Annotated in this window: 24 protein-coding genes; 9 read left to right on the top strand and 15 right to left on the bottom strand. The window is 69.6% G+C overall.

What is annotated here, in order from left to right:
• Positions 1–10: 10 nt before the first annotated feature.
• The 4 genes from AB0C30_RS56070 to AB0C30_RS56055 all read right to left on the bottom strand — a co-directional run bounded on the left by AB0C30_RS56070 (position 11) and on the right by AB0C30_RS56055 (position 5,438).
• The gene (locus AB0C30_RS56070; protein WP_357960703.1) at positions 11–799 is read right to left on the bottom strand and encodes an enoyl-CoA hydratase/isomerase family protein; all 789 of its coding nucleotides are present in this window, start codon (positions 797–799) and stop codon (positions 11–13) included.
• 85 nt (positions 800–884) lie between these two features.
• A complete protein-coding gene (locus AB0C30_RS56065) occupies positions 885–2,009 on the bottom strand; it encodes an acyl-CoA dehydrogenase family protein (RefSeq protein ID WP_357960700.1) in 1,125 nt (374 codons plus the stop codon).
• Positions 2,009–4,558: an ATP-binding cassette domain-containing protein gene (locus tag AB0C30_RS56060; protein ID WP_357960697.1), complete on the bottom strand. Its 2,550-nt coding sequence runs from the start codon at positions 4,556–4,558 to the stop codon at positions 2,009–2,011. The genes AB0C30_RS56065 and AB0C30_RS56060 overlap by 1 nt, the downstream gene beginning before the upstream one ends.
• Before the next feature lie 10 nt (positions 4,559–4,568).
• Positions 4,569–5,438 carry a branched-chain amino acid ABC transporter permease gene (locus AB0C30_RS56055; protein ID WP_357960694.1) on the bottom strand — a complete coding sequence of 290 codons (870 nt, stop codon included), beginning with the start codon at positions 5,436–5,438 and terminating at the stop codon, positions 4,569–4,571.
• Between the two features lie 210 nt (positions 5,439–5,648).
• Between AB0C30_RS56055 and AB0C30_RS56050 the strand changes: the two genes are divergently transcribed.
• Positions 5,649–6,689, top strand: a complete 1,041-nt coding sequence (locus AB0C30_RS56050; protein ID WP_357960691.1) for an NAD(P)-dependent alcohol dehydrogenase — start codon at positions 5,649–5,651, stop codon at positions 6,687–6,689.
• Between the two features lie 4 nt (positions 6,690–6,693).
• Here AB0C30_RS56050 and AB0C30_RS56045 read toward each other — a convergent pair whose 3' ends face one another.
• From AB0C30_RS56045 to AB0C30_RS56025, 5 genes are all read right to left on the bottom strand, one after another.
• Complete coding sequence (locus AB0C30_RS56045; RefSeq protein WP_357960688.1) at positions 6,694–7,506, bottom strand: LLM class flavin-dependent oxidoreductase; 813 nt, start codon at positions 7,504–7,506, stop codon at positions 6,694–6,696.
• Complete coding sequence (locus AB0C30_RS56040) at positions 7,503–8,378, bottom strand: alpha/beta fold hydrolase (RefSeq protein WP_357960685.1); 876 nt, start codon at positions 8,376–8,378, stop codon at positions 7,503–7,505. Before AB0C30_RS56040 ends, AB0C30_RS56045 begins: the two co-directional genes overlap by 4 nt.
• A 76-nt stretch (positions 8,379–8,454) precedes the next feature.
• Positions 8,455–9,351, bottom strand: a complete 897-nt coding sequence (locus AB0C30_RS56035) for a LysR family transcriptional regulator (protein WP_357960682.1) — start codon at positions 9,349–9,351, stop codon at positions 8,455–8,457.
• Positions 9,352–9,431: 80 nt separating this feature from the next.
• Entirely contained in the window at positions 9,432–10,718 is a 1,287-nt protein-coding gene (locus AB0C30_RS56030; protein WP_357960679.1) for a S1 family peptidase, read from the bottom strand.
• Between the two features lie 333 nt (positions 10,719–11,051).
• Positions 11,052–12,071 carry a LacI family DNA-binding transcriptional regulator gene (locus AB0C30_RS56025; protein ID WP_357960676.1) on the bottom strand — a complete coding sequence of 340 codons (1,020 nt, stop codon included), beginning with the start codon at positions 12,069–12,071 and terminating at the stop codon, positions 11,052–11,054.
• A 133-nt stretch (positions 12,072–12,204) separates the two neighbouring features.
• On the opposite strand from AB0C30_RS56025, the gene AB0C30_RS56020 reads away from it, so the two are divergent.
• From AB0C30_RS56020 to AB0C30_RS56000, 5 genes are read left to right on the top strand one after another with little or no spacing between them, the layout of a single operon-like run.
• A complete protein-coding gene (locus tag AB0C30_RS56020) occupies positions 12,205–13,533 on the top strand; it encodes an ABC transporter substrate-binding protein (protein ID WP_357960674.1) in 1,329 nt (442 codons plus the stop codon).
• Entirely contained in the window at positions 13,533–14,456 is a 924-nt protein-coding gene (locus AB0C30_RS56015; RefSeq protein ID WP_357960671.1) for a sugar ABC transporter permease, read from the top strand. Before AB0C30_RS56020 ends, AB0C30_RS56015 begins: the two co-directional genes overlap by 1 nt.
• Positions 14,453–15,262 carry a carbohydrate ABC transporter permease gene (locus AB0C30_RS56010; protein WP_357960668.1) on the top strand — a complete coding sequence of 270 codons (810 nt, stop codon included), beginning with the start codon at positions 14,453–14,455 and terminating at the stop codon, positions 15,260–15,262. The genes AB0C30_RS56015 and AB0C30_RS56010 overlap by 4 nt, the downstream gene beginning before the upstream one ends.
• Before the next feature lie 3 nt (positions 15,263–15,265).
• Positions 15,266–17,392, top strand: a complete 2,127-nt coding sequence (locus AB0C30_RS56005; protein WP_357960665.1) for a family 43 glycosylhydrolase — start codon at positions 15,266–15,268, stop codon at positions 17,390–17,392.
• A gap of 3 nt (positions 17,393–17,395) precedes the next feature.
• The gene (locus AB0C30_RS56000; protein WP_357960661.1) at positions 17,396–18,877 is read left to right on the top strand and encodes an alpha-N-arabinofuranosidase; all 1,482 of its coding nucleotides are present in this window, start codon (positions 17,396–17,398) and stop codon (positions 18,875–18,877) included.
• Between the two features lie 29 nt (positions 18,878–18,906).
• Here AB0C30_RS56000 and vanY-N read toward each other — a convergent pair whose 3' ends face one another.
• Positions 18,907–19,479, bottom strand: a complete 573-nt coding sequence (gene vanY-N, locus AB0C30_RS55995; protein WP_357960658.1) for a D,D-peptidase/D,D-carboxypeptidase VanY-N — start codon at positions 19,477–19,479, stop codon at positions 18,907–18,909.
• A gap of 223 nt (positions 19,480–19,702) precedes the next feature.
• Between vanY-N and AB0C30_RS55990 the strand changes: the two genes are divergently transcribed.
• From AB0C30_RS55990 to AB0C30_RS55980, 3 genes are read left to right on the top strand one after another with little or no spacing between them, the layout of a single operon-like run.
• Positions 19,703–20,377, top strand: coding sequence for a response regulator transcription factor (locus AB0C30_RS55990; RefSeq protein ID WP_357960656.1), 675 nt, complete (start codon positions 19,703–19,705; stop codon positions 20,375–20,377).
• A 7-nt stretch (positions 20,378–20,384) separates the two neighbouring features.
• Positions 20,385–21,860, top strand: a complete 1,476-nt coding sequence (locus AB0C30_RS55985; protein ID WP_357960653.1) for a HAMP domain-containing sensor histidine kinase — start codon at positions 20,385–20,387, stop codon at positions 21,858–21,860.
• A complete protein-coding gene (locus AB0C30_RS55980) occupies positions 21,857–22,348 on the top strand; it encodes a hypothetical protein (RefSeq protein WP_357960650.1) in 492 nt (163 codons plus the stop codon). The genes AB0C30_RS55985 and AB0C30_RS55980 overlap by 4 nt, the downstream gene beginning before the upstream one ends.
• A gap of 31 nt (positions 22,349–22,379) precedes the next feature.
• Here the strand turns inward: AB0C30_RS55980 and AB0C30_RS55975 are convergent, their stop codons facing one another.
• From AB0C30_RS55975 to AB0C30_RS55955, 5 genes are all read right to left on the bottom strand, one after another.
• Entirely contained in the window at positions 22,380–23,579 is a 1,200-nt protein-coding gene (locus AB0C30_RS55975) for an aminoglycoside phosphotransferase family protein (protein ID WP_357960648.1), read from the bottom strand.
• A gap of 107 nt (positions 23,580–23,686) precedes the next feature.
• A complete protein-coding gene (locus AB0C30_RS55970) occupies positions 23,687–24,493 on the bottom strand; it encodes a phosphotransferase (RefSeq protein WP_357960646.1) in 807 nt (268 codons plus the stop codon).
• 32 nt (positions 24,494–24,525) lie between these two features.
• Entirely contained in the window at positions 24,526–24,729 is a 204-nt protein-coding gene (locus AB0C30_RS55965) for a helix-turn-helix domain-containing protein (protein WP_357960643.1), read from the bottom strand.
• Positions 24,730–24,771: 42 nt separating this feature from the next.
• On the bottom strand, positions 24,772–25,293 hold the full coding sequence (locus AB0C30_RS55960; RefSeq protein WP_357960641.1) for an NUDIX domain-containing protein: 522 nt from the start codon (positions 25,291–25,293) through the stop codon (positions 24,772–24,774).
• Between the two features lie 71 nt (positions 25,294–25,364).
• A complete protein-coding gene (locus AB0C30_RS55955) occupies positions 25,365–25,820 on the bottom strand; it encodes a MarR family winged helix-turn-helix transcriptional regulator (RefSeq protein WP_357960639.1) in 456 nt (151 codons plus the stop codon).
• Positions 25,821–25,904: the final 84 nt, after the last annotated feature.

Raw genomic sequence — 25,904 nt, 5'->3', positions numbered from 1 at the left:
TCGACACCGGTCAGCGACCCTTCCACTTCGGCTCGCGCTTCTCCAGGAACGCGGCCACGCCCTCGGCGGCGTCCTGGGAGTTGAGCGTCACGCCGACGGCCAGGTGCTCCATCACCATCAGCGACTGGATGTCGGCCTCCAGGCTGCGGTCGATGGTCATCTTGGTGATCCGCATCTGGAAGGGACTCTTGTCGGTCAGGTGGCTGATGAACTCGTCGACCGTGGCATCGAGTTCCTCTGCGGGTGCCGACTTGTTGATCAGGTCGAAGTCGGCCGCCTCGACGCCGGTCAGCAGCTTGCCGGTGAGCATCAGCTCCTTGGTCTTGCGGATGCCGATCATGCGGGGCACCCGGTAGATCGGCCCCGCGCCGCCGAACAGAGCCCGGCGGATGTGGAAGTCCCCGATCTTGGCGTCGTCCGCGGCGATCGCGAAGTCACAGGAGATCATCAGCTCGAACCCGCCGGCCGTGACATGACCCTCCAGCACCGCCACCGAGGGGGTGCTCATCGAGTACAGCCGGTCGCAGACCTTCGCCGAGATGACCGCCACGTCCATGGCCGTGCTGCTGCCGATGTAGTCGGCCTGCAACTCGTCGAGATCGAAGCCCGAGCAGAACGTGCCGCCCCGGCCGCGCAGCACCAGGACACGCAGTTCGGGGTCGGCGTCGACCTCGGTGATGATCTCGTCGAGCCGCTTGAGTATCGGCAGGGTTACGCAGTTCTTCTTCCACGGGCGGTTGAGCCAGACTCTCGCGACGTTGCCATCGCGCTCGAACTGGATCTCTTCGTCTACCGTCAACGTTCCTCCTTGAACTGAATTCAGTACAGTTCTATGGGCCGCCTGCTGCCCTGTCAATAGCCGGGATTGTGCGAAATATCGCCTGTCAGACCACGTTCAGGCCGAGCAGACCGCCCAGTCGTGCCCGGTGGTCACCGGCCGTGCCGAACAACACTTCCGCCGCTCGGGCGCGGCGTAGATAAAGATGGGCGGGGTGCTCCCAAGTGAACCCGATCCCGCCGTGCAGTTGCACGTATTCGGCCGTCGCCCGGCTGTACACGCCGGAGCAGACCACCTTCGCCGTACTGGCCGCCACCGGCAGATCCGGCGACGAGGCGGTGACACACGCCACCGCGTAGACCGCGGCCGAACGTGCCGCCTCGATCTCGACCAGCAGGTCGGCCAGCCGATGCTTGATCGCCTGGAACGAGCCGATCTGCCGGCCGAACTGACGGCGCTGCAGCACGTACGACACGCTCGCGTCGAGCGCGTGCGCGCTCCCGCCGACCTGCTCGGCGGCCAGCGCGGCCCGCCCGATGTCGAGCACCCGCCCGGTGATCGCGGCGGCGTTCCCCGGCTGCCCGATCGGTACGAAAGGAGTGTCCGCGAAGGTGACCAGGGCCTGGGGCCGGGTACCGTCCAGAACCGTCCGGGCCGTCCGGGTGACGCCTTCCGCGCCACGCTCGCACGCGAAGAGACCGGCTCCATCGGCGGTCCGCGCCGCGACGAGGATCAGGTCGGCCCCGCACCCGTCGAGCACGAAGTCGGCCGCCCCGTTGCCGACCCACCCGCCCTTCCCTGGCGTGGCTCGTAGCCCGCCGCCGTCGTCGCCGAAGCCCGCGACCGTCGCGGTGAGGGTGCCCGCGGCGATGCCGGGAAGGTAGCGGGCGCAGGCTTCGCGATCTCCGCCGAGCAACAGGGCATAGGTCGCGAGCACGGTGGTGGAGAGCAAGGGGGCGCACAGCAACGCCCGCCCCGCCTCCTCGAAGACCACCGCGAGCTCCGCGAACGAGAAGCCCGACCCGCCGTACTCCTCCGGTATCGCCAGGCCCTGGACGCCGAGCTCCGTGGCCATCCGCGCCCACAGCGACGCGTCGTGTCCGCGGCCGGTCGCCAGGTGCTCGCGTACGTCTTCCGACGCGGCGGCCTCGGTGAAGAAGTCGCGCAGAACCTCCCGTAGCTGCTTGCGTTCATCCGTGTCGCCGAGCAGCGCCGGATCGACGTCGAGCATCAGGCCTCCAGTTCGTTCACGTCGCGTAGCTTGAGCAAGGTCGCGGCCTCCCCACCGAAGTAGGCCAGCTCCGCGGTCTCGGCGAACGAGGGGTCCGACGCGTCTCCGCGCGCGGCCACCCGGCCCTCGTGCAGCACCACCACCTCATGGCAGGAGGTGAGCGCCCTGCTCAGCAGTTGCTCCAGGAGCACGATCGTCATCCCCTCGCGGGCGAGCTGTTCGATCCGGGCGTACACCTCGTCGACCAGGGCCGGCGCCAGCCCCAGCGCGGGCTCGTCGAGGATCAGCACGTCCGGCCGGGCCATGAGGGCCCGTGCGATGGCCAGGATCTGCTGCTCTCCTCCGCTCAGCCCCGCCGCGGCCACCGACAGGCGGCCGCGCAGTCGCTCCGGCAGCCACGTGGCGGTCTCGTCGAGGCGGGTACGCAGAGCCGATCCATGGACGCCTGCGGCGTAACCGGCCACTTCGAGGTTCTCCCGCAACGACAAGGTCTTGAAGAGGGCACGACCTTCGGGGACCAGGCTGCCGCGGACCGGAGGGGCACCAGGCTCGCCGATCCGCACCTGCCCCGACGACGGGCGCAGCGAGCCATGAATGATCTTGCCGAGCGTGCTCTTGCCCGCGCCGTTCGCCCCGACGACGCCGATGACCGCGCCCTTGCCGATGTCCAGGTGGACGTCGTGCAGGGCGGCGACACCGCCGTAGTGGTGGCTGACGTCGCGCAGGGCGATGGCGACGGTCTCGTCGGCGCGGGCCGGCAACTCGGCGCGCGTGGCGGTCAGGCCGAGGTACGACGAGCGCACTTTCGGGTCCGCCAGAATGGCGCCCGGCTCGCCGGAACCGATCGGCTTGCCGAAGTCGAAGGCGACCACCCGGTCGGCGACGGCGAAGAGGTCGTCCAGAACGTGATCGATGATCACGACGGCGGCGCCCAGCGCACGCAGGCGGACGATCTGCTGGGCGGCCAGTTGCCGCTCTGTGGCGTCCAGGCCGCCGAACGGTTCGTCCAGGATCAGCAGCTTCGGCTCTTCGGCGATCGCCCGGGCCAGGTCCAGGCGCTTCTGCAGCCCGAACGGCAGTTCGGCCGGGTAACGGTCGGCCACGTCGGCCAGTCCGGTGAAGGCGAGCAGTTCATCGGCCCGGGTGCGGTCCGCCGTGCCGACCCAGCGCTTGGTGCACAGCACGTTCTCCGCGACCGTGAGCTCCGAGAAGGTCTCCGCGTGCTGGAAGGTGCGGGCGATTCCCAGCCGGCGCCGTGCGGTGGCCCTCGTCCCCATCAGGTTCACACCCGCGTAGTCGACCGCGCCGCTGATCCGCGCGCCGCCGATGAGCCCTGAGACGGCGTTGAGCAGCGTGGTCTTGCCGGCGCCGTTCGGGCCGATGATGGCGAGCACCTCGCCGGGCCGTACGTCGAGCGAGGCGCTCTCAAGGGCGTTGAGACCGCCGAATCGCACGGACAGGCCATCGACGACCAGCAACGGCGCCACCTCGTCCGCGGCCGGCCGGTCCCTGGCCGGGGTGGCGGGAGCACCGTCCCCGCTGTCGGCGGCCGTCGCGCTGACGTAATGCTCGCCGTCGAGAGGGCCAGGGGCTCGCCTGCCCAGCGCCCTTCGTACCAGCGAGCCCAGGAACGGGACCACTCCACCGGGGAGGAAGATCAGCGCGGCGATCAGCAGAACGCCCTGCACCACTGGCTGCGGCACCGACACGGCGTCGGCCACCGTCGGAACCCACACCAGGTAGACCCCGCCCACCACAGCGCCGAACACCGAGCCGACGCCACCGAGCACGCAGGCCGCGATGATGGTGACACCGAAGTTCACCGAGAACGTATCAGGGCTGACGAAGCCGGTGATCAGGCCCAGCAGCACGCCGGCCAAGCCGGTGAACGCCGCGCTGACCGCGAACGACAGAGCGGTCTGCGCCTCGGGCACGATGCCCACCGAACGGGCGACCAGCGGGTGTGCCTTCGCGGCGACCAGCCGCATGCGCAGCGCGGTCGACCTGGCGAAGACCGCGACCGCGAACACCGCTCCCGCCACGAGGACGGCGAGATACTGGGCCTCGCTGCCGCCACTCGGGACCGCGCCGAACACACTGTCAAGCGGGGCCACCGCCACGCCCTGGTCGCCGCCGGTCACGCTGGTCCATCGGTTGATCACCTCGAGGGACACCAGGCTGAACGCCAACGTCAGCAGGGCGATGTAGAGCACCGAGAACCTGGCGCCGGCGTACCCGAGGAAGGCGCCCATCAACGCGCACGACCCGATCGCCCCCACGATCACCCACTCCAGCGGCCACTGGTGCGCACCGCCGTACGCCGCGAAGTAGGCGCCCACGGCGACGAACGCGGGATGGCCCACGGACCACACCCCCGACCAGCCGGCCAGCAGGCCGACCGAGAGGACGACGATCGCGTAGACCGCGGCGAGCCCGACCGAATAGGCCTGATAGGCGGGGATCGCCCCGGACTGCATCAGCGCGACGAGGGCCAGCCCGGCGACCGGGCCGAGCGCGGCCCACGCGAGATTCGAGCGGGTGAATACCATGCGCTGCTCCTCAGACCCGCTGGAAGGTGCGTGTGCCGAACAGGCCCTGCGGGCGGATCAGCAACACGAGGACGGTGAAGGAGAACACGAAGGTGTCGCGGAAGCTGGCCGAGACGTAGCTGGCCGCGAGGTTCTCCAGTACCCCGACGGTCAGACCTCCGATGACGGCTCCGTACATGCTCGTGAGCCCGCCGAGGAAGATCCCGGCGAACGCGCGGAACAGCGGCGCGGCCAGGACCGTGGGCACCAGCCCCGACCTGGGCGCGTAGAGGCAGGCGGCGAGGGCGGCCAGAGCGAGGCCGAGTGCCCAGGCGATCCGCGCGACGCGTTGCGCGCTGATGCCGATGAGCTGGGCGGTGTCCGCGGACTCGGCGACGGCCCGCATCGCCGACCCCAGCGTGGTGCGGCCGAACAGGAAGGCGACGGCCGCCATCGCCACCGCCGCGATGCCGATGGTCACCAGGCTCTGCGCCGGCAGCGCCGCGTCACCCCATCGGACGGTGCCGTCCACCAGGCTGGGAAAGGTCTTCGGCTGGGTGCCCCAGATCGAGTCCACCACGCTCTCGACGATGAGCGAGACACCCATCGTCACCACGAGCGCGGAGAACAACTGCCCCTGACCGAGCGGCCGGATCACCACCTCTCGGGCGACCACCCCGGCCAGCGCGGTCACGGCGATCGCGGCGAGCACGCACAGGAGCATCGCGACGCCGCTGTCACGGAAGGTGATCGCGGCATAGAGTCCCAGCGTGGCCAGGGCGGCGAGGGCGAAGTTCACCACGTCCGTCGCCCGGTAGATGATCACTAGGCCGAGGCCCATCAAACCGTAGATCGCGCCGCTGGCGACGCCGCTTACCAGGACGAGCAGGAATTGATCCATTCCGACCGTCACTCTCTCGCAGGGCGGCTCACGCGCTCCGCGCCCTGTCACCCAAAATGAACTCAGTTCGAGAACCTTAGACGACGAGCCACCCTCGAGCAAGGGGGTCGCCTTCGATACTGAACCAACTTCAGTTTGCTACTGTGTCGCCATGCTGGTGCCGACCATGACAAAAGCCGAGATCCGCCTCCCGGCGCATCGGACGGCGCGGTGAGAGCGCTCCGGCTGCCGGGCTGGGGCCTGCCGCCCGTCCTCACCGACGTCGACCAGCCGGCCCCGCGAGAGCTCGAGGTCCTCCTGCGCGTGGAAGCCGCCGGAATCTGCCACTCCGACCTGCACGTTCTCGACGCGGGTCCGGGTGACATGCCCTTCCCTGCGCCGTTCACCCTCGGCCATGAGGTCGCCGGCCGGGTCGCGGCGGTGGGCTCGGCCGTCACCGGGATCACCGTCGGCGAGCGGTACGTGGTGTACGGCCCCTGGGGCTGCGGCGAATGCCGACGCTGCGTGGCGGGCCGGGAGAACTACTGCGACCGCCGAGCGGACCTGCCGTGGGCCGGGATGGGGCTGGGCCGCGACGGCGGGATGGCCGACTTCGTCCTCGTGCCGGCGGCCCGCCACCTCCAGCCGATCGGCGAATTGGATCCTGTGCAGGCCGCCCCGCTGTCCGATGCCGGCCTGACGCCGTATCACGCCATCCAGCGGTGCCGGGCGTCCTTGGACGACGAATCGACGGTCGCCGTGATCGGTGTCGGCGGCCTCGGGCACCTGGCCATTCAGATCCTGCGCGCGTTGACGCCGAGCCGGGTGTTCGCCGTCGACGTGCGCGAGGAGGCCCTGGCCGTCGCCGACAGGTGCGGCGCCCACCTGAGCACCCGCCTTTCGCCGGACACCGGCCGCGTCCTGCGCGCGGCGAGCGGCGGCAGCGGCGTTGACGTCGTGCTCGACTTCGCGGGCAGCCAATCGACGGTCGATCTGGCCGCCGCCAGCCTGCGCGCCGGCGGTGATCTCGCCATCGTGGGCAACGGCGGCGGGCACCTGACCGTCCGCAAACCGGGCCCGCTGCCCCCGGGCGGCCGGATCTCACTGCCGTTCTGGGGCGCCCTGCCCGAACTCGCGGAGGTGATCGCCCTCGCCCGCTCCGGGGCGTTGCACGTCGAGGTCGAGCGGTTTCCGCTGTCCGCCGCCCATGAGGCGCTGACCCGCCTGCGCGCCGGAGAGCTCAGGGGACGCGCCGTCCTGACGCCCGACTGACGCGTCACCCTGCCGGGCCATCGCGGAGTACGCCACGCACGACGTCGAGCCGTACGCCCGGTTCGAACTCCGGCAGCCACCAGGTCGCACCGGCCTTCGCGTACGGCTCCGGATCGACGCCGTGCGGCAGACCGACGGCGATGTCGTACGAGGCCATCTCACCATGGCGCAGTTCGGTGAGGGCGGCGACGACCTCGGCGAACTGGTCGGGGTGCTCGAGATTGACCGGAAAGAAGCCATCGAGCCGGGCGGCGCGGCGGATCGGCTTGGCGTTGCCCGGGAATCCGGCGGCCCACACCGGCACGCCGGGCCGCTGAACCGGCCGCGGCAGGAACGCGATGTCGTCGACGGTGTAGTGCTCGCCGCGATGGCGCACCGGCTCGCCGGACCAGGCGGCGGCCAGGATGGCCAAGGACTCGTCGAGCATCTGTCCGCGCCGCCGATCGTCGAGTTGCTCGCCGGTCTTGGACAGCTCGCCGGCGAAACGGTCTCCGCCAAGGCCGACGCCGAGGGTCAGGCGGCCGTCGCTGAGCCGATCCAGCGTCGCGGTCTCGCGGGCGACCTTGGCCGGCCGTCGACGGGGAAGCGGCGACACCATCGGGCCGAGCCGCAGCCGCTCGGTCGCCATCGCGATCGCCGCCAGCGCGATCCACGGATCAGCGACCTGCCGGACCGGCGCTCGCCAGCACAGCTGATCCCATACGAAGCAGCCGTCCCAGCCGGCTTCCTCCGCGTCGGCGGCAAGGCGCGCGACCGCTCGCGGGTCGGCGAGGTCGTCGAAGAGCGGCAGCCAGAGCGCCGATCGCAGCCGGTTCATGAGCGGCCTTCTTCCGTGCGCCGTACCGGGGGTTCTGTGTGCCGTACCAGGGCCGACACGAGGTCATCCCATACCGGGCGCGGCAGATCGTGTCCGGCCCCTTCCAGGACCAGCAGCTCGGCGCCGGGGATGGCGTCGCGGAGCGCCTTGCCGTGCGGCAGCGGCAGGAGTGGGTCGTGGTCGCCGTGGGCCACGAGCGTCGGCGCCGCGATGTCGCCGAAGCCGCCTTGGGCCGGCTCGTCGAACTCGATGGCGTAGTGATTGGCCAGCGTCGAGGCGTAGTTCCTGGCACGCGCCACGTCACGTTCGGCCAACGCGCGGATCGCGGCCTCGTCGAAGTACGGCGAGCCACCGGCGCAGGCCCTCGCGCCGGCGACCACGTACTCGACGAGCGCGGCCGCGTCGAAGGAATCCGGCTCGGCCGGCATGGCCAGATCGCTCGAGGGCGGCGGCAGGTCGTCGGCCCCGGTCGAGGTCGAGACGAACGTCAGCGACGCGACCCGATCGGGATGGTCCACACCGAGAATGAGTCCGACCCCGCCGGACATCGACTGACAGACCACGTGGGCGCGTTCGATGCCCAGGGCGTCCTGAATCCCGAGCACATCCAGGGCCAGGTCGGTGAGGGAATAGGTGGGCTGTCCCGGCGGGTGGCAGGTCGACCGGCCGGTGTCTCGATGGTCGTACCGGACCACGAACTGGCCACGGGCGGCGATGCGTTCGCACAGTTCGGCGTCCCACCACAGCATCGAGGCGGCCGCCCCGGCCACCAACATGATCGCCGAGCTCGCGCGGTCTCCGAAGGTCTCCACGCACAGCTCGACGCCGTTGATCGACAGGAGCTGCTCGCCATGGGATTGATGAGCGTTCATGCCTGGAAGGCTAAATACCGCGACTCCATCGTGAAAAGCGATAATTATCGATCAATTTGATCGCCTGTAGCGATGGTCACGCAATCTGGCCGGCCAGCTCTTTTGCGCCTTCGACGGCGATGGCGATGGCTCGGGCTGCGAGCGGCGACTGGGTGCGGCCGGCCGGCCAGTACAGATACCACGTGGTGGCGGGCGATGGTCGCAGTTGGTGGATGCTGAGCCGGTCGTCGGACCAGGCATCGGATCCGTGAAGGGCGAGCCACGGCAGCACCGCCGACCCTATGCCCGCCCGCACCATCGACACGATGGTTTCGTGGCCGGCGGTGCGGAACACGATCCGTGGCCGCGCGCCGGTGCCGGCCAGCTCCCGCTCCAGCCATGTTTGGTGATAGGTGGGAGGCCAGGCGACCATCGGAGCGTCGTCGAGCAGCTCCACCCGCACTGGACCATCGGGGAACGCGCCGGCGCCGGCCACCAGGAGATACGGCTCGTCGAGCAGTTCGACGTGCTCGACGTCGCCTTCGATCCGGCCGTAGTGGAACAACAGGTCAAGATCCCCGATGTGTGGATCCTCCGGTTCCACCTCGGAAAGCCTGATGTCGCAGCCGGGGTGCTCGCTCAGCAGCCGGCGCACGACGGCCGGCAGGATCAGGTTGGTCGCGCCCTGAAAGGTGCCGATGTCGATCCGGCCGCTACCCGCCCTGAAGCGATCGACGGCGTCGGCCAGCGCCTCCGCTTGCGTGAGCAGATCGCGCCCGTGGGCCAGGACCACCTCGCCAAGGCGAGTGATTCGTACCGGCCTGGGACCTCCAGGCCGATCGAAGACGGCGCCACCGACGGCCTTCTCCAGCGCGGCGATCTGCTGGCTCACCGACGATTGGGTGTAGCCAAGCCGGAGCGCTGCCCGCCCGAATGTTCCTTCCTCGGCTATGGCAGCCATGGTCCTCAGGTGGCGTAGCTCGACGTCAGCCATGACGTCGAGCATAGCGAACAGCGATCGACCTGAGAGGAAATAATCGCTCCCCCTAATGTTTCGAGGCGCGCGGCCTGTTGTTACGGGTCGGGGTCGGTGACCAGCTCGAAGGTAAGACCGGATTTCTTCGCCATATTGAAGATGTACGTCAGCGACGACCAGTACGACGTTTTACCGGTCCAACAGCCCAGCCCCGAAGACCCGTGCAGGATCCCGTAGGCCTTGTTGTCGACCTCACTGTAGAGCGGGCTGCCGCTGTCTCCGGACTGGGTGCAGATGTTCGACTGGAAGCCTCCATCCTTTTTCGTGATGTCGCCGCACCTGGTGTTGTTCGACCGCGCGCCGGTCGAACACACCACCCAGCCGACACGGACGTCGTTATACGCCCACATTCCGAATATCGGGAATGCCTTGGTGCTGTAGTGGATCACCGTGTTATACGGCCATTTCGCCCAGGTTTTCACGTATTCCGTGAAGCCCCTGGTGACGAACGGCATGAGCGCTCCATCCGCCGGATATTCCGAGTTGCTGGTCGAGGCTTCGCGGCGGCCGACGAACACGTCCGTGTGCTTCGTGTAATAGCTCTCACCCGTGAGACAATGTCCCGCCGTAAGCGTGTACTTCCACCCGTTCGAGCCCTTCACATTGAAGCCGCTGGTGCAGAAGTCGCCCGCGAGCTTGTAGTAGTTCACGTCGTAGAGGTCCAGCCGCAAGCCGCCGCGCATCGGGGGGAAACACGCCTGGATCTCGCACGGACCCCGCTGGAGTGTGATGGTCGGCGGATCGATCACGGTAACGTCCAGGTCGCCGGCTGTGGCGAGCCGGCTGGCCGAACCGCGTACCGCGGCCGCGGCCTGGTTGTGCAGTTCGACGCGGTTCTTCTCCTCGTTGATCACCGGCGCCTGCTCGGGCGTGAGCCCGAGACGGGCACCGACGTCGGCGGCCTTCGCCTTCAGCTCCTTGAGGGAGTGCCGCACGGCCGCGACGCGGACGTGGCTCCGGTCCGGGATCGCGCTCAGCGCGGGGACCAGCGCCTCGGCGGCGGTACTCGCGATGACCAGCACACCACCGTTCTCCTGGTCGATCCAGGACCCCGCATAGGAGTCGGCGTAGTCGCGGGTGAGCACGGTGTGCAGAGCCCCCGAGGTTCGCTGCAACTCCAGCCGACGCATCGCCTCGTCGACACTGACGCCGTATTTCTTCGTCAGGTAGTCGACGGAACCGGGAACGTCCGCCACCCGTAACTTCGCGGGGGCGGACAGCCGGATGGCGGGAGCCGCCAGCGCCGTATCAGGAACGGCTACCAGGCCGGCGACGACGACCAGGCTGAATGCCGTGGCCAGTCTCCAGCTCGCTCTTCTTCGCACGCGGGTCGTACCTTTCTCTGTCCTGGAAACTCAATTCCTTCGCGTCGACTTTGTCAGGAGGCTGTGGATTCGAAGTGGATGGATACTTCACGGGTGCTGTATCCGTCACCCCGCCCAGCCTCTACTGAGGAAGAGGGCGGTATGGAGCAGCATGAGCGGCCCGAGGAGAAGGCAGCCGCCACGTCGTCGTGGGCCAGGCTCGCCGGCGCTGCGCACGATCGCCCGCAGTCACCGCCTCAGAGCGGCGGGATCGCGAAGATGCGGACGTCGCCGGATTGAGCCTCGTGGACGAGGCCCATGTCGGTTAACGCGGCGTTGTCCATTCCGCTGAGGCTACTTCCCCGACAAATCCGTACTCTCCCGAAATGCCAGTCGATGCGGCACGCACACCTCGTGCGCCTTCTCCGTCCCGCCGCTCAGCCGCTCGGCCAGCAGGTCCACCGCCGCCTGCGCGATCTGCGCCTTGTCGGGCGCCACGGTCGACAGTGTCGGCGTGGCGAACCGGCCGTCCTGGATGTCGTCGAACCCCATCACCATCACCTCGCCCGGCACCTCGTACCCCCGCTTGAGCAGCGTTCGCAGGGCGCCCAGCGCGAGCGTGTCGTTGAAGCAGAAGACCGCGTCCGGCGCGCCGGAGTCGAGCAGGCGGCCCATGGCCTCGGCGCCGTCGGCGCGCCCCCAGCGGGCGACCGGCGCGGCCAGTGACGGGTCGGCGGGGAAGCCGGCCTCGGCGAGCGCCTGCTGGTAGCCCTTCAGCCGCAGGCGGCCCGTCGCGGCGACGGCCGTGCGCTGCACGCCGATGGCGGCGATCCTGCGCGCGCCGCGCTCGGCCAGGTGCAGGGTGGCCGCCCGCGCGGCGGCCACGTTGTCGATGCCGACGTGATCGTACGGCGAGCGGCCCATCCCGATGCGCTCCCCGAGCAGCACCATCGGCGTACGCTCGTCGCGCCCGGCCAGATCCTTGCCCGTGAGCGCGAGCGGGCTGAACAGCAGCCCGTCGATGAGGTGGTCGCGGATCCCGGAGATCACCACGCGTTCCTTGGCCCGGTCGCCCTGGGTCTGGTCGATGAGCACGGTCCAGCCGCGCCGGTCGGCCGCCTCGATGACGTTCGTGGCCAGTTCGGCGAAGTAGGGGTTGTCCAGATCGGGCACCGCCAGCGCTACCACGCCGGAGCGGCCCTGGCGCAGGCTGCGCGCCGACAGGTTCGGCCGGTAGGAGAGCTCGGCTATCGCCGCCTCCACCCGGGCCCGTGTCTCGCCGCTGACATGGGGATAGTCGTTGACCACGTTGGACACGGTCTTGATCGACACCCCGGCCAGTTCGGCGACGTCCTTAAGCCTCGGCCGCACCATGCCCCTTCGCCCCCTTCGCCGTCGCGAACCCTACCTGGTTTACAACGATGTAACGAACTGGCGCCAAGTAATTTACAACGTTGGAACCAACGTTGTAGAACGTCCGTAACCTCACGGGCAGGAGTGATCTGGCATGTCCCTCGACAACCTCTCCAGGCGGCACGCATTGGGACTGGGCCTCGGCGCGCTGGTCATCGGCGCGGCGGGCTGCGGCGGAGGCGGCGGCCCCAAGCAGGCGCAGGCGCCGGCGACCACGGCGGCGCCCACCGAATACACCGGCGCCTCGGTCTCGCTGAAGTTCTGGAACGGCTTCACCGGCGGCGACGGTCCGGTCATGAAGAAGCTGGTGGACCAGTTCAACGCCGAGCACCAGAACATCAAGGTGTCGATGAACGTCTACAAGTGGGAGGACTACTACGCGAAGGTCCCCGCGGCCGTCTCCGCTGGTCAAGGCCCCGACATCGGCATCATGCACGTCGACAGCGTCGCCACCAACGCGGCACGGCAGGTGGTCCTGCCCCTCGACGACGTGGCCAACGCGCTCAACCTCACCGAGGCGGACTTCTCCCCGCCGGTCTGGAAGGCCGGCGTCTACAAGGGCGCGCGCTACTCGATCCCGCTCGACGTGCACCCGCTCGGCTTCTTCTACAACAAGACGGTCATGAAGCAGGCCGGGCTCGACCCGGAGCAGCCGCCCAAGACCGGCGAGGAGTACATGAAGGCGCTGGAGACGCTGAAGAAGGCGGGCATCCAGGGGCACTGGGCCACGCCGTTCCCGTTCACCGGAAGCATGCAGTTCGGGTCGCTGCTCTACCAGAACGGCGGCCGGCACTTCGCCGACGACGCCAGCGTCTCGCGCTTCGCCGAGGACCCCGGCGTGCAGGCCCTGACCTGGCTCGTCGACCTCGTCAACAAGGGCTACAGCCCCAAGAACGTCGGCCAGGACGCCGACTTCATCGCCCTGCAGAACGGCAAGGCCGCCTTCAACTGGAACGGCATCTGGTCCATCAACACGCTCAAGGAGATCAAGAACCTGGAGTGGGGCGTCGCGCCGCTCCCGCAGATCGGGGCGAAGCCGGCGGCGTGGGCGGGCTCGCACCAGTTCGTGGTGTTCAAGCAGCGCACGCCCGACCAGAACAAGCTGACCGCGGCCAAGGTGTTCATCAACTGGATCAGCGGCCACTCGCTGGAATGGGCCAAGGGCGGCCAGGTGCCGGCCCGCAAGTCGATCCGCGAAGGCGCGGAGTTCGCGGCGCTGAAGGAGCAGGCCACGATCGGCACCCAGATCGACTACCTGTACTTCCCGCCGTCGGTGGCCGGCATCGGGGACGCCTCCGCGGTCGTCGACCAGGCGATCAACGCGGCGATCCTGCTCAAGAAGAGCCCCAAGGACGCGCTCACGGAGGCCGCCGCCAAGGCCGACAAGATCCTTGAGGCCAACCGGAAGAAGTACGGCGCCTGATGGTCGCGATCTCGGCAAAAAGCTCGGCGGAAGAGACGCTGGAGCGGGAGACGCGCGTTCCCCGATCGGGCAAGGCGACGCCGTACCTGTTCCTGGCGCCGTACCTGATCCTGTTCTCGGTGTTCGTGCTGGCCCCGGCCCTGTTCGGGATCTGGGTGAGCCTGCACGACTGGGACTACATGCTCGAGGGCAAGCCGTTCGTCGGCCTGGACAACTACACGGCGCTGTTCGACGACCAGTCGCCGGTCTACGGCGACTTCTGGATGTCGATGCGGGCGACCGGGATCTTCACCGTGTTCAGCGTGCCGTTCCTGGTCGTGCTGCCGCTCGGGGTGGCGTTGCTGCTCAACCGGCCCTTCCGGGGCCGGACGTTCTTCCGGGGGCTGTTCTTCGCGCCGTTCGTGCTGGGCGTGGCGGTGGTGTGCCTGATGTGGCGGCTGCTGCTCGACCCGAACCTCGGCCTGGTCGCCTGGATACTCGGCACGCCGATCCCCTGGACCACCGCGACGCCGTGGGCCTGGATCGCGCTGGTCGGGGTGACGGTCTGGTGGACGCTCGGCTTCAACGCGGTGATCTACCTGGCCGGGATGCAGGACATCCCGCGCGAGCTGTACGACGCGGCGAAGGTGGACGGCGCGGGGCGGTGGGGCGAGTTCGTCCACGTCACGCTGCCGGGGCTGCGGCCCGTCGCGCTGTTCGTGGTGACGACGACGATCCTGGCCTCGGCGAACATGTTCGGGCAGTCGTACCTGCTGACCCAAGGAGCGCCGGGCGGGGAGACGCGGACCGCGATCATGTACATGCTCCAGCAGGGGCTCAGGGAGTACAAGATGGGCAGCGCCTCGGCCATGAGCTACCTGCTCACGCTGCTGCTGATCTTGATCAGCGTGGTCAACTTCCGGCTGTTCAGGACCCGGTCATGAAGCGCTACACGGGTCTGCTGGCCCTCGCCGTAGTGTTCGTGGGGCCGCTGGTGTGGGCCTTGGGCGTGTCGTTCAAGACGCAGACCGAGGCCACCCGGGTGCCGCCCACGCTGCTACCCACCGAGCCGACGACGTCCGCGTACGGGACGGTCTTCCAGGGCACCACGGACACGCCGGTGCTGCGCTGGTTCGCCAACAGTGTCATCGCCGCCACCGGGCACATGCTGCTGGTGCTCGCGGTGTCGTCGCTGGCCGCGTACGCGCTGGCCAGGCTGGAGTTCCGCGGCAAGAAGCTGATGTTCGGGATGATCGTCGGCACGCTGCTGGTGCCGGGGTTCGTCTTCCTCATCCCGCAGTTCCTGATCGTCGACCAGCTCGGCTGGCTGGACAGCCTGACGGCGCTCGTCGTGCCGGGGGCGGCGGGCGCGTTCGGGGTGTTCTTCCTGCGGCAGTTCTTCGTCGGGCTGCCGCGTGAGCTGGACGAGGCGGCGCTGATGGAGGGCGCCAACCACTGGCACATCTTCTGGCGGATCACGCTGCCGCTGTCGCGGCCCGCGCTGGCCACGCTGGCCGTGCTGAGCTTCCTGTCCAACTGGAACGACTTCATCTGGCCCATCTACGTGATCTTCAGCCCGGAGTACTTCACGCTGCCGCCGGGCCTGTCGATCCTGCAGGGCGCGTACACGATCCACTATCCGGTGATCATGGCGGGCGCGGTGCTGGCCAGTATCCCCGTCCTGATCCTCTTCAGTCTGACCCAGCGGTACGTCATCGAAGGCATCTCTCGTAGTGGCCTGAAGGGCTGACACATGCACCACTTGGCGGTCATCGCCACACTGATCCTGTCCCTCTTCACCAATCCGGTGTCCAACTCCTTCTCCGACACGTTCGCCGACCCGTCGGTGATCCGCGGACAGGACGGCTACTGGTACTCCTACGGCACCTCGGACCCGCTGCGCGAGGGCGAGAAGGTCCTGCACAGGCTGCCGATCTCCCGCTCCAGTGATTTGGTCAGCTGGACCTACGTGGGCGACGCGTTCGGGCCGGACAACCTGCCGTCGTACGCGGCGCCGGGCAGTCTGTTCTGGGCCCCGGACATCCGTTACCTCGACGGCCGGTACGTCATGTACTTCACCGTCACCGACACCGCCACCACGCCCGCCAACTGGGACTACTCGATCGGCGCCGCCACGGCGCCCACGCCGACCGGGCCGTGGACGCACATCGACGCCCCGGTCGTCGCCCCGCGTCCCTCGGGCAACTCGTACTGGAACACGATCGACCCCGCGCAGTTCACCGACGTGGACGGGCGCAAGTACCTGTACTTCGGCGGGTTCTTCGGCGGCCTGTGGGTGACCGAGCTGTCCGCCGACGGGCTGCGCGCCACCGGGCAGCCGCACCAGGTCGCGATCGACAACAAGTTCGAGGGCGCGTACGTGGTGCGCCACGACGGCTACTACTACCTGCTCGGCTCCTCGGCGAACTGCTGCGCCGGGCCGACCACCGGCTACTCGGTGCTGGCCGGGCGCTCGACCAGCCCGCGCGGGCCGTTCGTCGACCGCGAGGGCGTGCCGCTGCTGGCCTCGCGCGCCGGTGGCACCCCCGTCCTGGACCAGAACGGCAACCGCTTCATCGGCACCGGCCACCACGCCCAGCTCACCGACCTTTCCGGTCAGGACTGGATGCTCTACCACGCCATCGATCGAAGCGACCCGTTCCTGGACGAGCCGTACGGGATCAACGAGCGGCCCATGCTGCTGGACCGGCTGGACTGGATCGACGGCTGGCCGGCCGTGCGCGCGGGGGCCGGGCCTTCCGAGCAGTCGCGGGAGACGCCGGTGACCCGCGGGGTCGTGGACGATCGGTTCGCGGGCGATCTGTCGGGCTGGCGGAACACGGCCGGCTGGACCGTACAGGATGGGTATGTCCGTGGCCAGGGCACGCTTATCAGCCGCAGGTCGCTCGGCGGGGACATGCGCGTCGAGACCGACCTCAAGACGGACAAGTCCGCCGGGATTCGCATAGGTGGCACGACCGCGGTCGTTTCGCGCGACGGGTTGACGCTCACCTCGGGCGGCGCGTCGCGTACGGTGGCGCTGCCCGGAGGCGCCGCGACCTGGCACAACCTGGCCGTCACCGTCAAGGGACGGACGATCACCGCCGAGGTGACCGAGGCCCGGCTCCGTGACCCGCGGGCGAGCGTCACCGTCACGGGCCGCGCCAACGGCCCGATCGGGCTGGTCGCCGACGGGAGCGCCGACTTCGACAACGTCTCCGCCGCCCCGCTGTTCAAGGCCGTCACCAAGGCGGCGCCGACGCCGCGTACGGGCAGGCTGCTGGACGCCGACGAGTTCAACGGGCCGCTCGACTCCCGCTGGACCTGGGTGCGGCAGGACGCCGCGGCCAAGACCGAGGAGGGCGTGCTGCGCTGGCCCGTCCAGGGCACCGACCTGGTCGGGGCCGGCAACAAGGCGTCGGCGCTGCTGCGCGAGGCCCCCAAGGGCGACTACGTCGTGGAGACCAAGGTCACGCTCGACCTGGGCGAGGACGCCGTACGCAACTACCAGCAGGCCGGGCTGATCGCCTACGCCTCCGACGACGACTTCGCCCGCCTGTCCCAGGTCGCCATCTGGAACACCCGCCAGGTCGAGTACGGCCGCGAGCTGACCTTCGCCGGCCGCCTGTCCTACGGCGGCAACATCGTCGGCCCGCCCGCCAAGACCACCTGGCTACGGCTGGCGCACCACGTGGACCCGGCCAACGGGGAGCACGAGTTCCGCGCCGGATCCAGCCGCGACGGCAAGACCTGGACCTGGGGCGGCGTGTGGACCTTCCCCAAGGACACGGACGTGCGCGTCGGCCTGGTCGCCCACGGAGGGGCCCAGCCGGCCGTCAACGCCGACTTCGACTACGTACGCGTCTACCGAGGAGCCTGACCTGTGCCGCAAGCACACCTGACCCTTGACCCCTCTTTCCGCATCGCCCCCGTCGACCGGCGCCTGTTCGGCTCGTTCGTCGAGCACATGGGCCGGTGTGTCTACACCGGCATCTACGAACCGGGCCACCCGGCGGCGGACGACAACGGTTTCCGCACCGACGTGCTGGAGCTGACCCGCGAGATGGGCGTGAGCGTGGTCCGCTATCCGGGAGGCAACTTCGTCTCCGGCTACCGCTGGGAGGACGGCGTCGGCCCCGACCGGCCCTCCCGGCTGGACCTGGCCTGGCGGCAGATCGAGACGAACGCGTTCGGGCTCAACGAGTTCATGACCTGGACCCGGGCCGCCGGGGTGGAGCCGATGATGGCCGTCAACCTCGGCACACGGGGCCTCCAGGAGGCCTGTGACCTGCTGGAATACGCCAACCACCCCTCGGGCACGCAGTGGTCGGACCTGCGGGTCAAACACGGAGTGACCGCCCCGTACGGGATCAAGCTCTGGTGTCTCGGCAACGAGATGGACGGACCCTGGCAGATCGGCCACAAGACCGCGCACGAGTACGGACGGCTCGCGAACGAGACCGCCAAGGCCATGCGGCTCGTCGACCCCGGCATCGAGCTGGTGCTGTCCGGCAGCTCCAACAGCGGGATGCCGACGTTCGGCGCGTGGGAGGCCACCGTGCTCGAACACGCCTACGACGCGGTCGACTACCTGTCTCTGCACAACTACTACGAGGAGAACGGCGACCTGCCCGGCTTCCTCTGCAGCGCCGTGGACATGGACCGCTACATCTCGGCCGTCGTGGCCACGGCCGACCACATCGGGGCGAAGCTCCGGCGCAAGAAGAAGATCAACCTGTCCTTCGACGAGTGGAACGTCTGGAACCAGAGCCGGTTCACCGGGCGCGAGCGCTCGCCGTTCCAGGAGGCGCCGGAGCTGATCGAGGACACCTTCACCGCCGCCGACGCCGTGGTGGTGGGGGACTTCCTGATCACGCTGCTGCGGCACGCCGACCGGGTGAGCATCGCCTGCCAGGCGCAGCTCGCCAACATCATCGCGCCGATCAGGACCGAGCCCGGCGGCCCGGCCTGGCGTCAGACGATCTTCCACCCGTTCGCGCTGACGGCCCGGCACGCGCGCGGCACCGTGCTGCGGGTGGAGCCGTCCGGGCCGCTCCTGGAGACCGAGCGGTACGGCGAGGCGCCCGCGCTGTCGGCGGTGGCCACCGTCGAGGGGTCCCAGGTGGCGCTGTTCGCCGTCAACCGGTCGCCCGACCAGGACCTCGACCTCTCCGTCCGGCTCCCGGCGGCGGTCAGGCCGGTGTCGGCCTCGGTGATCGCCGCCGGGGACGACCCGCACCGGGTGGAGGCCCTTCCGGGGCCGCTGGACGTACAGGCTGACGGTGACCGGCTGACGGCGCGGTTGCCCGCCGCCTCGTGGACGATGATCCTTGCGGAGTGCGAAAGTCTGCGCGATCAGCGATAACTAACGACCTGTGCCCTGTAGCGCATGGGCTACGTCTGACCCCCGTTCTCGATGACGTAGCCCACGCCGGGGTGGGGTCGTCGACGTGGTGGCGTGCCGCACCTGTCCGGGCGGTGCTCGAAGTGCCACCACTCGTTGTCGTACATGCGGTAAAGGTCGTAGCGGGCGCCGTGTTCCTCGAGCCAGCGCGCGCCTTCGTGCGGGCGCACGTCCAGCGCGATGCCCTTGACGTGGCTGGACTCCGCCGGGGGTAACACGAGCATGCGGGCCGAGGCCGGGGAGCCGGAACGGCGCACCTCCTCGTCGAACATCCGCTGCTGGACGACGGGATCGCGGTATCCCGAGGTGAGGCCGATGAGCTGGCCGTGACGCCACAGCGCCTCGGTACGCGCCGCGGTGAACGCCGCCATGGCGCCGTCGGTGAGTCCGGTGAGGTCCTCGGCGGGGAATCGCATCCACAGCGCCCAGCGGCAGGCCAGTTCGCGGGCGCGGCCGGGACTGCGGACGAACGCCGCGGGCAGCAGGAGCACGGCGAGCACCAGCGTGACCGCGGCGTACAGCCGATCTCGGGGCCGAGGTGGGATCGTGCGTGGCTCGTTCATGGCGACTAGGCTTGACGCCGAATGTGCGTGCGTTGTCAGCCGCATGTCACCGTTTCTCGACGGCGGCCACCGTCGGCGCGACCAGGCGGGACCTTGGGTCGACCGTAGGCGCGATCGTGACACAACCATGACACGGCGCGGACGAGGCGGGGACACGACCGGCCGACAGTGGATGGGGTTGACCGACAGGCAAGTTACGGAGCGTGCTGTGATACTCGGCGGCGTGTCGCGAGTGTTGTTGATCGAGGATGACCCGGCCGTACGAGAGGGCCTTGAGCTGGCCCTGACCCGGCATGGGCATCGGGTGCGCGCGGTGGAGTCCGGCGAGGAGGGGCTGGACCGGTTGCGTGCCGATCTTCCCGACGTCGTCGTGCTCGATCTGATGTTGCCTGGCATGGACGGGTTCGAGGTCTGCCGCCGCATTCGAGCCGCCCGTGAGGTGCCGATCATCATGCTGACCGCGCGCGGCGACGACATGGACGTGGTGGCCGGGTTGGAGGCGGGCGCCGACGACTACGTGGTCAAGCCGGTGCAGCCCAGGGTGCTCGAGGCACGCATTCGCGCGATACTCCGGCGCATCGGCCGGGACCAGGCGGAGCTGGAGCGGCACGGGGATCTGACCATCGATCGGGCCGGGCTGGTGGTCGTCAACCGCGGCGTACCGGTCAGCCTCGCCCCGACCGAGCTGCGCCTGCTGCTCGAGCTCTCCGGCACGCCGGGCCGGGTGCACAGCCGCCAGCAACTGCTGGAGTCGGTGTGGGAGCAGGGGTATTTCGGCGACTCGCGTCTCGTGGACGCGTGCGTGCAGCGGTTGCGCGCCAAGATCGAGGACGACTCGGCGGCGCCGGTCTACGTGCAGACGGTGCGTGGGTTCGGGTACCGGTTCGGGCCGGTATAGGCCACCCGTGACATTTCAGCCGAATCTGGGGCTGCGTACCCGGCTGTTGTTCGCGTTCGCCCTGCTGTGTGTGGTCACCACGGCGGCGGTGGCCGGCGGGCTCTACGTCCAGGCCCGCAACGACATCCTGCAGCGTGCCCAGGATGCCACGGTGCAGACGATGAGAAGCCGCCTGGCGGCGCTCTACCCGTTGCGGAGTTCGGTGCCGGGCCCGGACGAGCTCGACGACATCGCCGCCGCCGTGCCCGACCAGGACAGCGTGGAGTACGCGGTCGCCATCTACCACGAGACGCACTCGCCGGTCACCCCGCCGGGACGCTTGAGGCCGGGCGGAATGGTGCTGGCCCTGGATCTCGGGGTGATCTCCCCACAGTTGCGGCAGGCGGTGGCCGACGGCCAGATCGCGTGGCAACGCGTGGTGCGGCAGGACTCGCCCTGGCTGATCATCGGCGCGCCGTTGCTGATCACCGAGCGGGACCGGACGACGCGGGTGTCCGGCATCGAGGTGTACGCCGCGCGCAGCCTGCTTGCCGAACAACGCAGCATCGACGAGCTCACCGCGTCCGCCTGGCTCATCGGCGGGGCGGCCCTGGCGTTCGCGGTCGTCCTGGCGTTGCTGGCCACCCGTGGCGTGCTGCGCCCGGTGCGCGAGCTCGGCCGGGCGGCACGCCTGCTGGGCGAGGGCGAGATGCGGACCAGGATCGCGGTCCGCGGCTCCGATGAGCTGGCCGACGTGGCACGCACGTTCAACAACACCGCCGCGGAGCTGGAACGGCACGTCAAGCAGCTGCGCGAGATGGAGGCCGACGCCCGCCGGTTCGTGGCCGACGTGTCCCACGAGCTGCGCACCCCGCTGGCCGCGCTCACCGCGGTCGCCGACGTCCTCGACGAGGAGGCGGCCCAGCTGCCCGAGCCCGCCGGCCGGGCCGCCAGGCTGGTCAGCCAGGAGACGCTCAACCTCACCGGGCTGGTGAACGACCTCATCGAGATCAGCCGGTTCGACTCCGGCGTCGCGGCCCTCGCGCTGAACGAGATCGACGTGGCCGAGCTGGTGCGCGCGAGCCTGCGTACCCGGGGCTGGACGGAGCAGGTGCACACCGAGCTTCCACCCGAGGTGACGGCCCGGCTGGACCCCCGCCGAGTGGACGTCATCCTCGCGAACCTGGTCGGCAACGCCCTGCGGCACGGCGAGCCACCGGTGTCGGTACGGCTTTCCGCCGACCCGCAATGGCTCGCTCTCGAGGTCCGCGACCACGGACCGGGGCTGCGGGAAGCGGTGCTGCCGCACGTGTTCGACCGGTTCTACAAGGCCAGCGCGGCCAGGGCCAGGTCCGAGGGCAGCGGTCTCGGCCTCGCCATCGCGCGGGAGAACGCGCGCCTGCACCAAGGCGACCTCACTGTCACCAACGCCCCGAACGGCGGCGCCATCTTCACGCTGCGTCTGCCACGCCGGGCGCACGATCAGGACGGAGGCCCCGAGTGAGGACCGGGCTCGCCCGCCGCGTGCTCGCCGCGGGCCTCGTATCGCTCGTCGCCGTGACCGGCTGCGGCGTGCGACCCTCCGACGTCATCCGCGCCGGCGACCCGCCGAGCGGGCCCGTCGCACGAACCCCGACGACCACCCTCTACCTGGTGAAGAACGGCCGGCTCAGCGCGGTGACGCGGCCCGGTCCGCCACTGTCCCAAGCGGACACGCTCGCGCTGCTGGCAGCCGGACCCACCACGGCGGAACAGGCGCAAGGACTCACCACCGACGTGCCGCCCGAAGCCGCCCCGTTCTCGGTGACCGCCGCGCCAGGCCGTCAGCCCGGCCACTTGGCGGTGAACCCGTCCACTCCGGCCGGCAAACTGTCCGCATTGGCCGTGGAGCAGATCGTGTGCACGGCCGCCGCCATGACACCGGAAAGCCCTGTCTGGGTCTCCGTCGTCGGTGCTGGGCAGAACGTCGGCCGCCGGAACTGCCCGGGGTAACGGTACGCCCGCGTGGCCATCGGTCAGATCGTCAGTCCATGATCACAGCGGCCCGCAGGGCGGCGCGGATGCTGGTGACCGGGTCGTCGAGGTGGTAGATCCGCTCCGACGGTTCGATGCCGTCCAGGAACTCCTGGTAGCGGACGGCGTAGTGAAGATGGGACAGCGGTTCGGCGATCGCGAGTGCGCGCGCCGCGTCGCAACCGGGTACGTGCGCGGTCCAGGCCGCGATCCAGGCCGCGGCGGCGGCGGGCCGGCTGGCGGGAGGAAGCCAGTCACGAGCCCGTATTCCGTCCAGCACCGGGTTGCCGAGGTGCGCGTCGGCGAAGTCCACCACGGTCGGCGGGCCGCCGTCGCTGCGCCAGTTTCCCGGGTGGAAGTCGCCGTGCACGATCGTGTCGGGCAGACCGCACTCGGCCAGCATGGGCCACCGTTCGACCAACTCGTACGCCCCCGCCAGCTCCTCGGCGGTCAGCTCGCGGCCCACGTCACCGGCGAGCAGGTCGCGGACCCGGTCGGCGACGGCGGTCGCGCGGCTGTCCGGCAACCCGGGCGGGATCACACCCGTCAAGCCGGCCTGGGCGGCGACCAGTCGCGTCACGGCGCTGTCGATGATCTCGACGGGAGCGTCCCAGCAGTCCTCGCCGGGAAGGTGCTCCATCACGACTCGCCGCGGTCCCGACGCCACGACCGTGGGAACCAGGCCCGGGTCCAGAGCCGCGAACGCGTCGATGACGGTGGCCTCGTCGGTGGCGAAGTGGGGCGTGGCCTTCAGCCATAGCGGTCCCTGGGCGGTGGGCAGGAGGAACAGCCCGGCCAGATTCCAGGTCTTGCGTTGCCGGATCGGCCCGGTCAGCGGTCGCCCGGCCGTCCTCAGCGCGTCCGCCGCCCAGCCGAACAGCTCCCGCAGCCCGTCGATCCGCGCCCACGGCGTCCGCAGCGGCTCGGGCCTGTCGAGCACCGCATGATCGGCGGGCAGCGCACCCGTCAGCCGCCCGGGCGCGGGCCGCTCCAGCGCTTCGACGTGATAGATCACATGACCACCACGGCCGCCCTCGCCACCATCCACGTTCAACAGACGCAGCACCAGGACGTCCACGCCGAGCGCCTGGCGCAGGTGCGCGACGACCGGCTCCACTTCGGCCCACCACGGCACATTCACTGCGAACGGGCCGATGACACCGAGCCGATCGCCACCCGATGTGACCCATGCGCTGACTGTTCTGTCCATTGCGCCCAGTGTGATCGCTCCCCGGGACGTCCGCCACGGAATATCCGATCAGGGCCGCACCACATGAGCCTGGTGACGGCACTCGTGGCCGTCGGGCTTGTGCGACCTCACATCCGGGATCTCAGCACGTCGACCTCGCAGCCTGGCAAGAACGGGTCGAAGCCGTGCTCGACCAGCCAGCGGACCGCCAGCAGGCTGCGTAACGACCACCACGCGCGGATCACGTCGAGATCGACGTCGGTGCCGTAGCCGGCGACGACGTCACCAAGGCGCTCCTCGTGTCCGAACGTCAAGATGGCCAGGTCATGCAGGGCATCGCCCTGGGCCGCCTCGGACCAGTCGATCACGCCGGTGATCTCGTCACCGTCGACGAACACGTGGGTCACCTGCAGGTCGCCGTGCGTGAACACCGGCGTCCACGACCGGAGCGCGGCCTCGGCGATCCGGCGGTTGCGCGTGACCAGGTCGGCGGGAAGGACGCCGTTCGTGACCAGCCGCTCGCATTCGCCGTCGAGGCGCGCTGCGATCTCGTCGATGCTCCGGCCGGGCCATGGCGGCAGCGGCGCGTCGTGCAGCATCCGTACGGCGGCACCCGCCGCGACCCACGCCGCCGACGACGCGGCCGACGGCTCACCGAGGCGGCCGAGCGCCGTCCCGGGGAGGGCGGCGAGCGCGATCACGGGCGGCTTGCGCCACAGGACCTCAGGAGTCGGGATCGGCGCCATGGCCATCGCCTCGACCTCGACGTCGGTGCGCGTCTGATCGGCGTCGATCTTCAGGAACACGTCGCCGACGCGCAGGGTCGCGCGCTCGTTATGGGCGACGACGACCTGGACCTCTTTTACGTCGACCTGCTCCATGCCGACCTCCCCAACGTCGACCTCCTCAACGTTGACCTCCTCAACGTCGGCCATTGTCGCGGGATGACCACCGACGTCGCCACGAGTTAATCGCGGGCGGCTGCTTGATCGCGGGCCGCCAGGGCCGCGCCCAGCGGCGTGTGCTCATAGCGGACGGCCCGGCCGGCGCGGGTGCGGGTGACCAGGCCGGCATCGCGCAGCACCGCCAGATGGCTGCCGACGGTGCCCAGGCTCAGGCCGAGCTGGGCGACCAGCTGCGTCGTCGTCGCGGGTACGTCCAGCGCGCGCACCGCGACCCACGTACCGAATGCCGAGGTGACCCGCCTCGCCGATCACCCGGCTCCCACCTCGCCCGCACCGCTGCCGAATCCGGACCGCAGATATCGGCGCAGAGCTTCCCGCCCTCCCGGGACGAAGGACCATTGATCAACGACCTCAAGCAGTTCGCTCACCGTCAGCCAGTCCAGCCAGTCGATCTCACCCGAGTCCGGAACCAGGACCTCCGGCACGACGGCCTCATGCACCCCGAACCAGATGGGGCTGATCCCTTCCCGGCAAAGGAACTTGAACAGGAAGCGCACCCGCACCCGAACGCCCAGCTCTTCGGCCAGCTCCCGGACCGCCGCCTCCTCATACGACTCGCCCACGTCCACGGCACCGCCGACCAACACATCGTAGTGGCCCGGGAATCGGGACAACGTCCGGGCCCGTCGCAGCACCAAGATCCGCCCCTCACGATCACGGCAGATCGTCACCGCGATGCGGTGCAACCAGTGCTCGCGTACTGCCTCTTCACGATCGACGACTCCCAGCACGCGGTCATGCTCATCGACATGCTCAACCAGTTCGCTCACAGAAGCACGATCTCAGCCCCCACTGACAACACGGCCTCACGAACGACGAAGGAGGGTGATATGTCGCAGCGTCAGCTGGTGGCCGAGTCGCGGTCGTCGATGGGGGCGTCCAGCAGGGCGGCCGCCGCACTGTGGATCTTCGTCAGTGCGTTGAGCAGATGTTCGCGCTCGGCCTCGGTGAGGTCGGCGGTGACCTGCTCTTCGAGCAGCCGGCGCTCCCTCTCGATGGGAGCTTGCAGGGCACGCCCGGCGTCGGTGAGCCACAGCCGGACCAGCCGGTTGTCGCGGTCGTCGCGGCGCCGGGTGAGCAGGCCGGCCGTGGTCATCCGGGTGGCCGCTTTGACCACGTTGGGGGTGGTGACGTTCAGCGCGGCGGCGACCTCGCCCGGGGTGCGGCCGTCCTGCCGCCACAGCACCGCAAGCAGGTGATCTTGCCCGAGGTGCAGTCCGTGGCGCCGCACCGCCGTCTCGGCCGCCGCCCGCAGCGCCTTCGACATCTTGCTGTGCAGGTCCAGGAACTCGGGCACGTCGAGGCCTCCGGTGATGTCGCGGCGCGATTGACAACCAAATCGTGTACCGGTTAACGTTCTGCTCGATCATTAACCGGTACA

Source organism: Nonomuraea sp. NPDC048901, from assembly GCF_040649695.1.
Lineage (GTDB): Bacteria > Actinomycetota > Actinomycetes > Streptosporangiales > Streptosporangiaceae > Nonomuraea.
The sequence above is the reverse complement of the archived record's forward strand: the minus strand, read 5'-3'. Positions and strand labels throughout refer to the sequence as shown.

Excerpts from the sequence above, each read along its gene's own strand:
- AB0C30_RS55975 (WP_357960648.1), bottom strand. The coding sequence starts at position 23,579 with ATGGACAGAACAGTCAGCGCATGGGTCACATCGGGTGGCGATCGGCTC.
- vanY-N (WP_357960658.1), bottom strand. The coding sequence starts at position 19,479 with ATGAACGAGCCACGCACGATCCCACCTCGGCCCCGAGATCGGCTGTAC.
- AB0C30_RS56055 (WP_357960694.1), bottom strand. The coding sequence starts at position 5,438 with ATGGATCAATTCCTGCTCGTCCTGGTAAGCGGCGTCGCCAGCGGCGCG.
- AB0C30_RS56005 (WP_357960665.1), top strand. The coding sequence starts at position 15,266 with ATGCACCACTTGGCGGTCATCGCCACACTGATCCTGTCCCTCTTCACC.
- AB0C30_RS56045 (WP_357960688.1), bottom strand. The coding sequence starts at position 7,506 with ATGAACCGGCTGCGATCGGCGCTCTGGCTGCCGCTCTTCGACGACCTC.
- AB0C30_RS56015 (WP_357960671.1), top strand. The coding sequence starts at position 13,533 with ATGGTCGCGATCTCGGCAAAAAGCTCGGCGGAAGAGACGCTGGAGCGG.
- AB0C30_RS56040 (WP_357960685.1), bottom strand. The coding sequence starts at position 8,378 with ATGAACGCTCATCAATCCCATGGCGAGCAGCTCCTGTCGATCAACGGC.
- AB0C30_RS56060 (WP_357960697.1), bottom strand. The coding sequence starts at position 4,558 with ATGGTATTCACCCGCTCGAATCTCGCGTGGGCCGCGCTCGGCCCGGTC.
- AB0C30_RS56010 (WP_357960668.1), top strand. The coding sequence starts at position 14,453 with ATGAAGCGCTACACGGGTCTGCTGGCCCTCGCCGTAGTGTTCGTGGGG.
- AB0C30_RS55970 (WP_357960646.1), bottom strand. The coding sequence starts at position 24,493 with ATGGCCGACGTTGAGGAGGTCAACGTTGAGGAGGTCGACGTTGGGGAG.
- AB0C30_RS56020 (WP_357960674.1), top strand. The coding sequence starts at position 12,205 with ATGTCCCTCGACAACCTCTCCAGGCGGCACGCATTGGGACTGGGCCTC.
- AB0C30_RS56065 (WP_357960700.1), bottom strand. The coding sequence starts at position 2,009 with ATGCTCGACGTCGATCCGGCGCTGCTCGGCGACACGGATGAACGCAAG.
- AB0C30_RS56035 (WP_357960682.1), bottom strand. The coding sequence starts at position 9,351 with ATGGCTGACGTCGAGCTACGCCACCTGAGGACCATGGCTGCCATAGCC.
- AB0C30_RS56025 (WP_357960676.1), bottom strand. The coding sequence starts at position 12,071 with ATGGTGCGGCCGAGGCTTAAGGACGTCGCCGAACTGGCCGGGGTGTCG.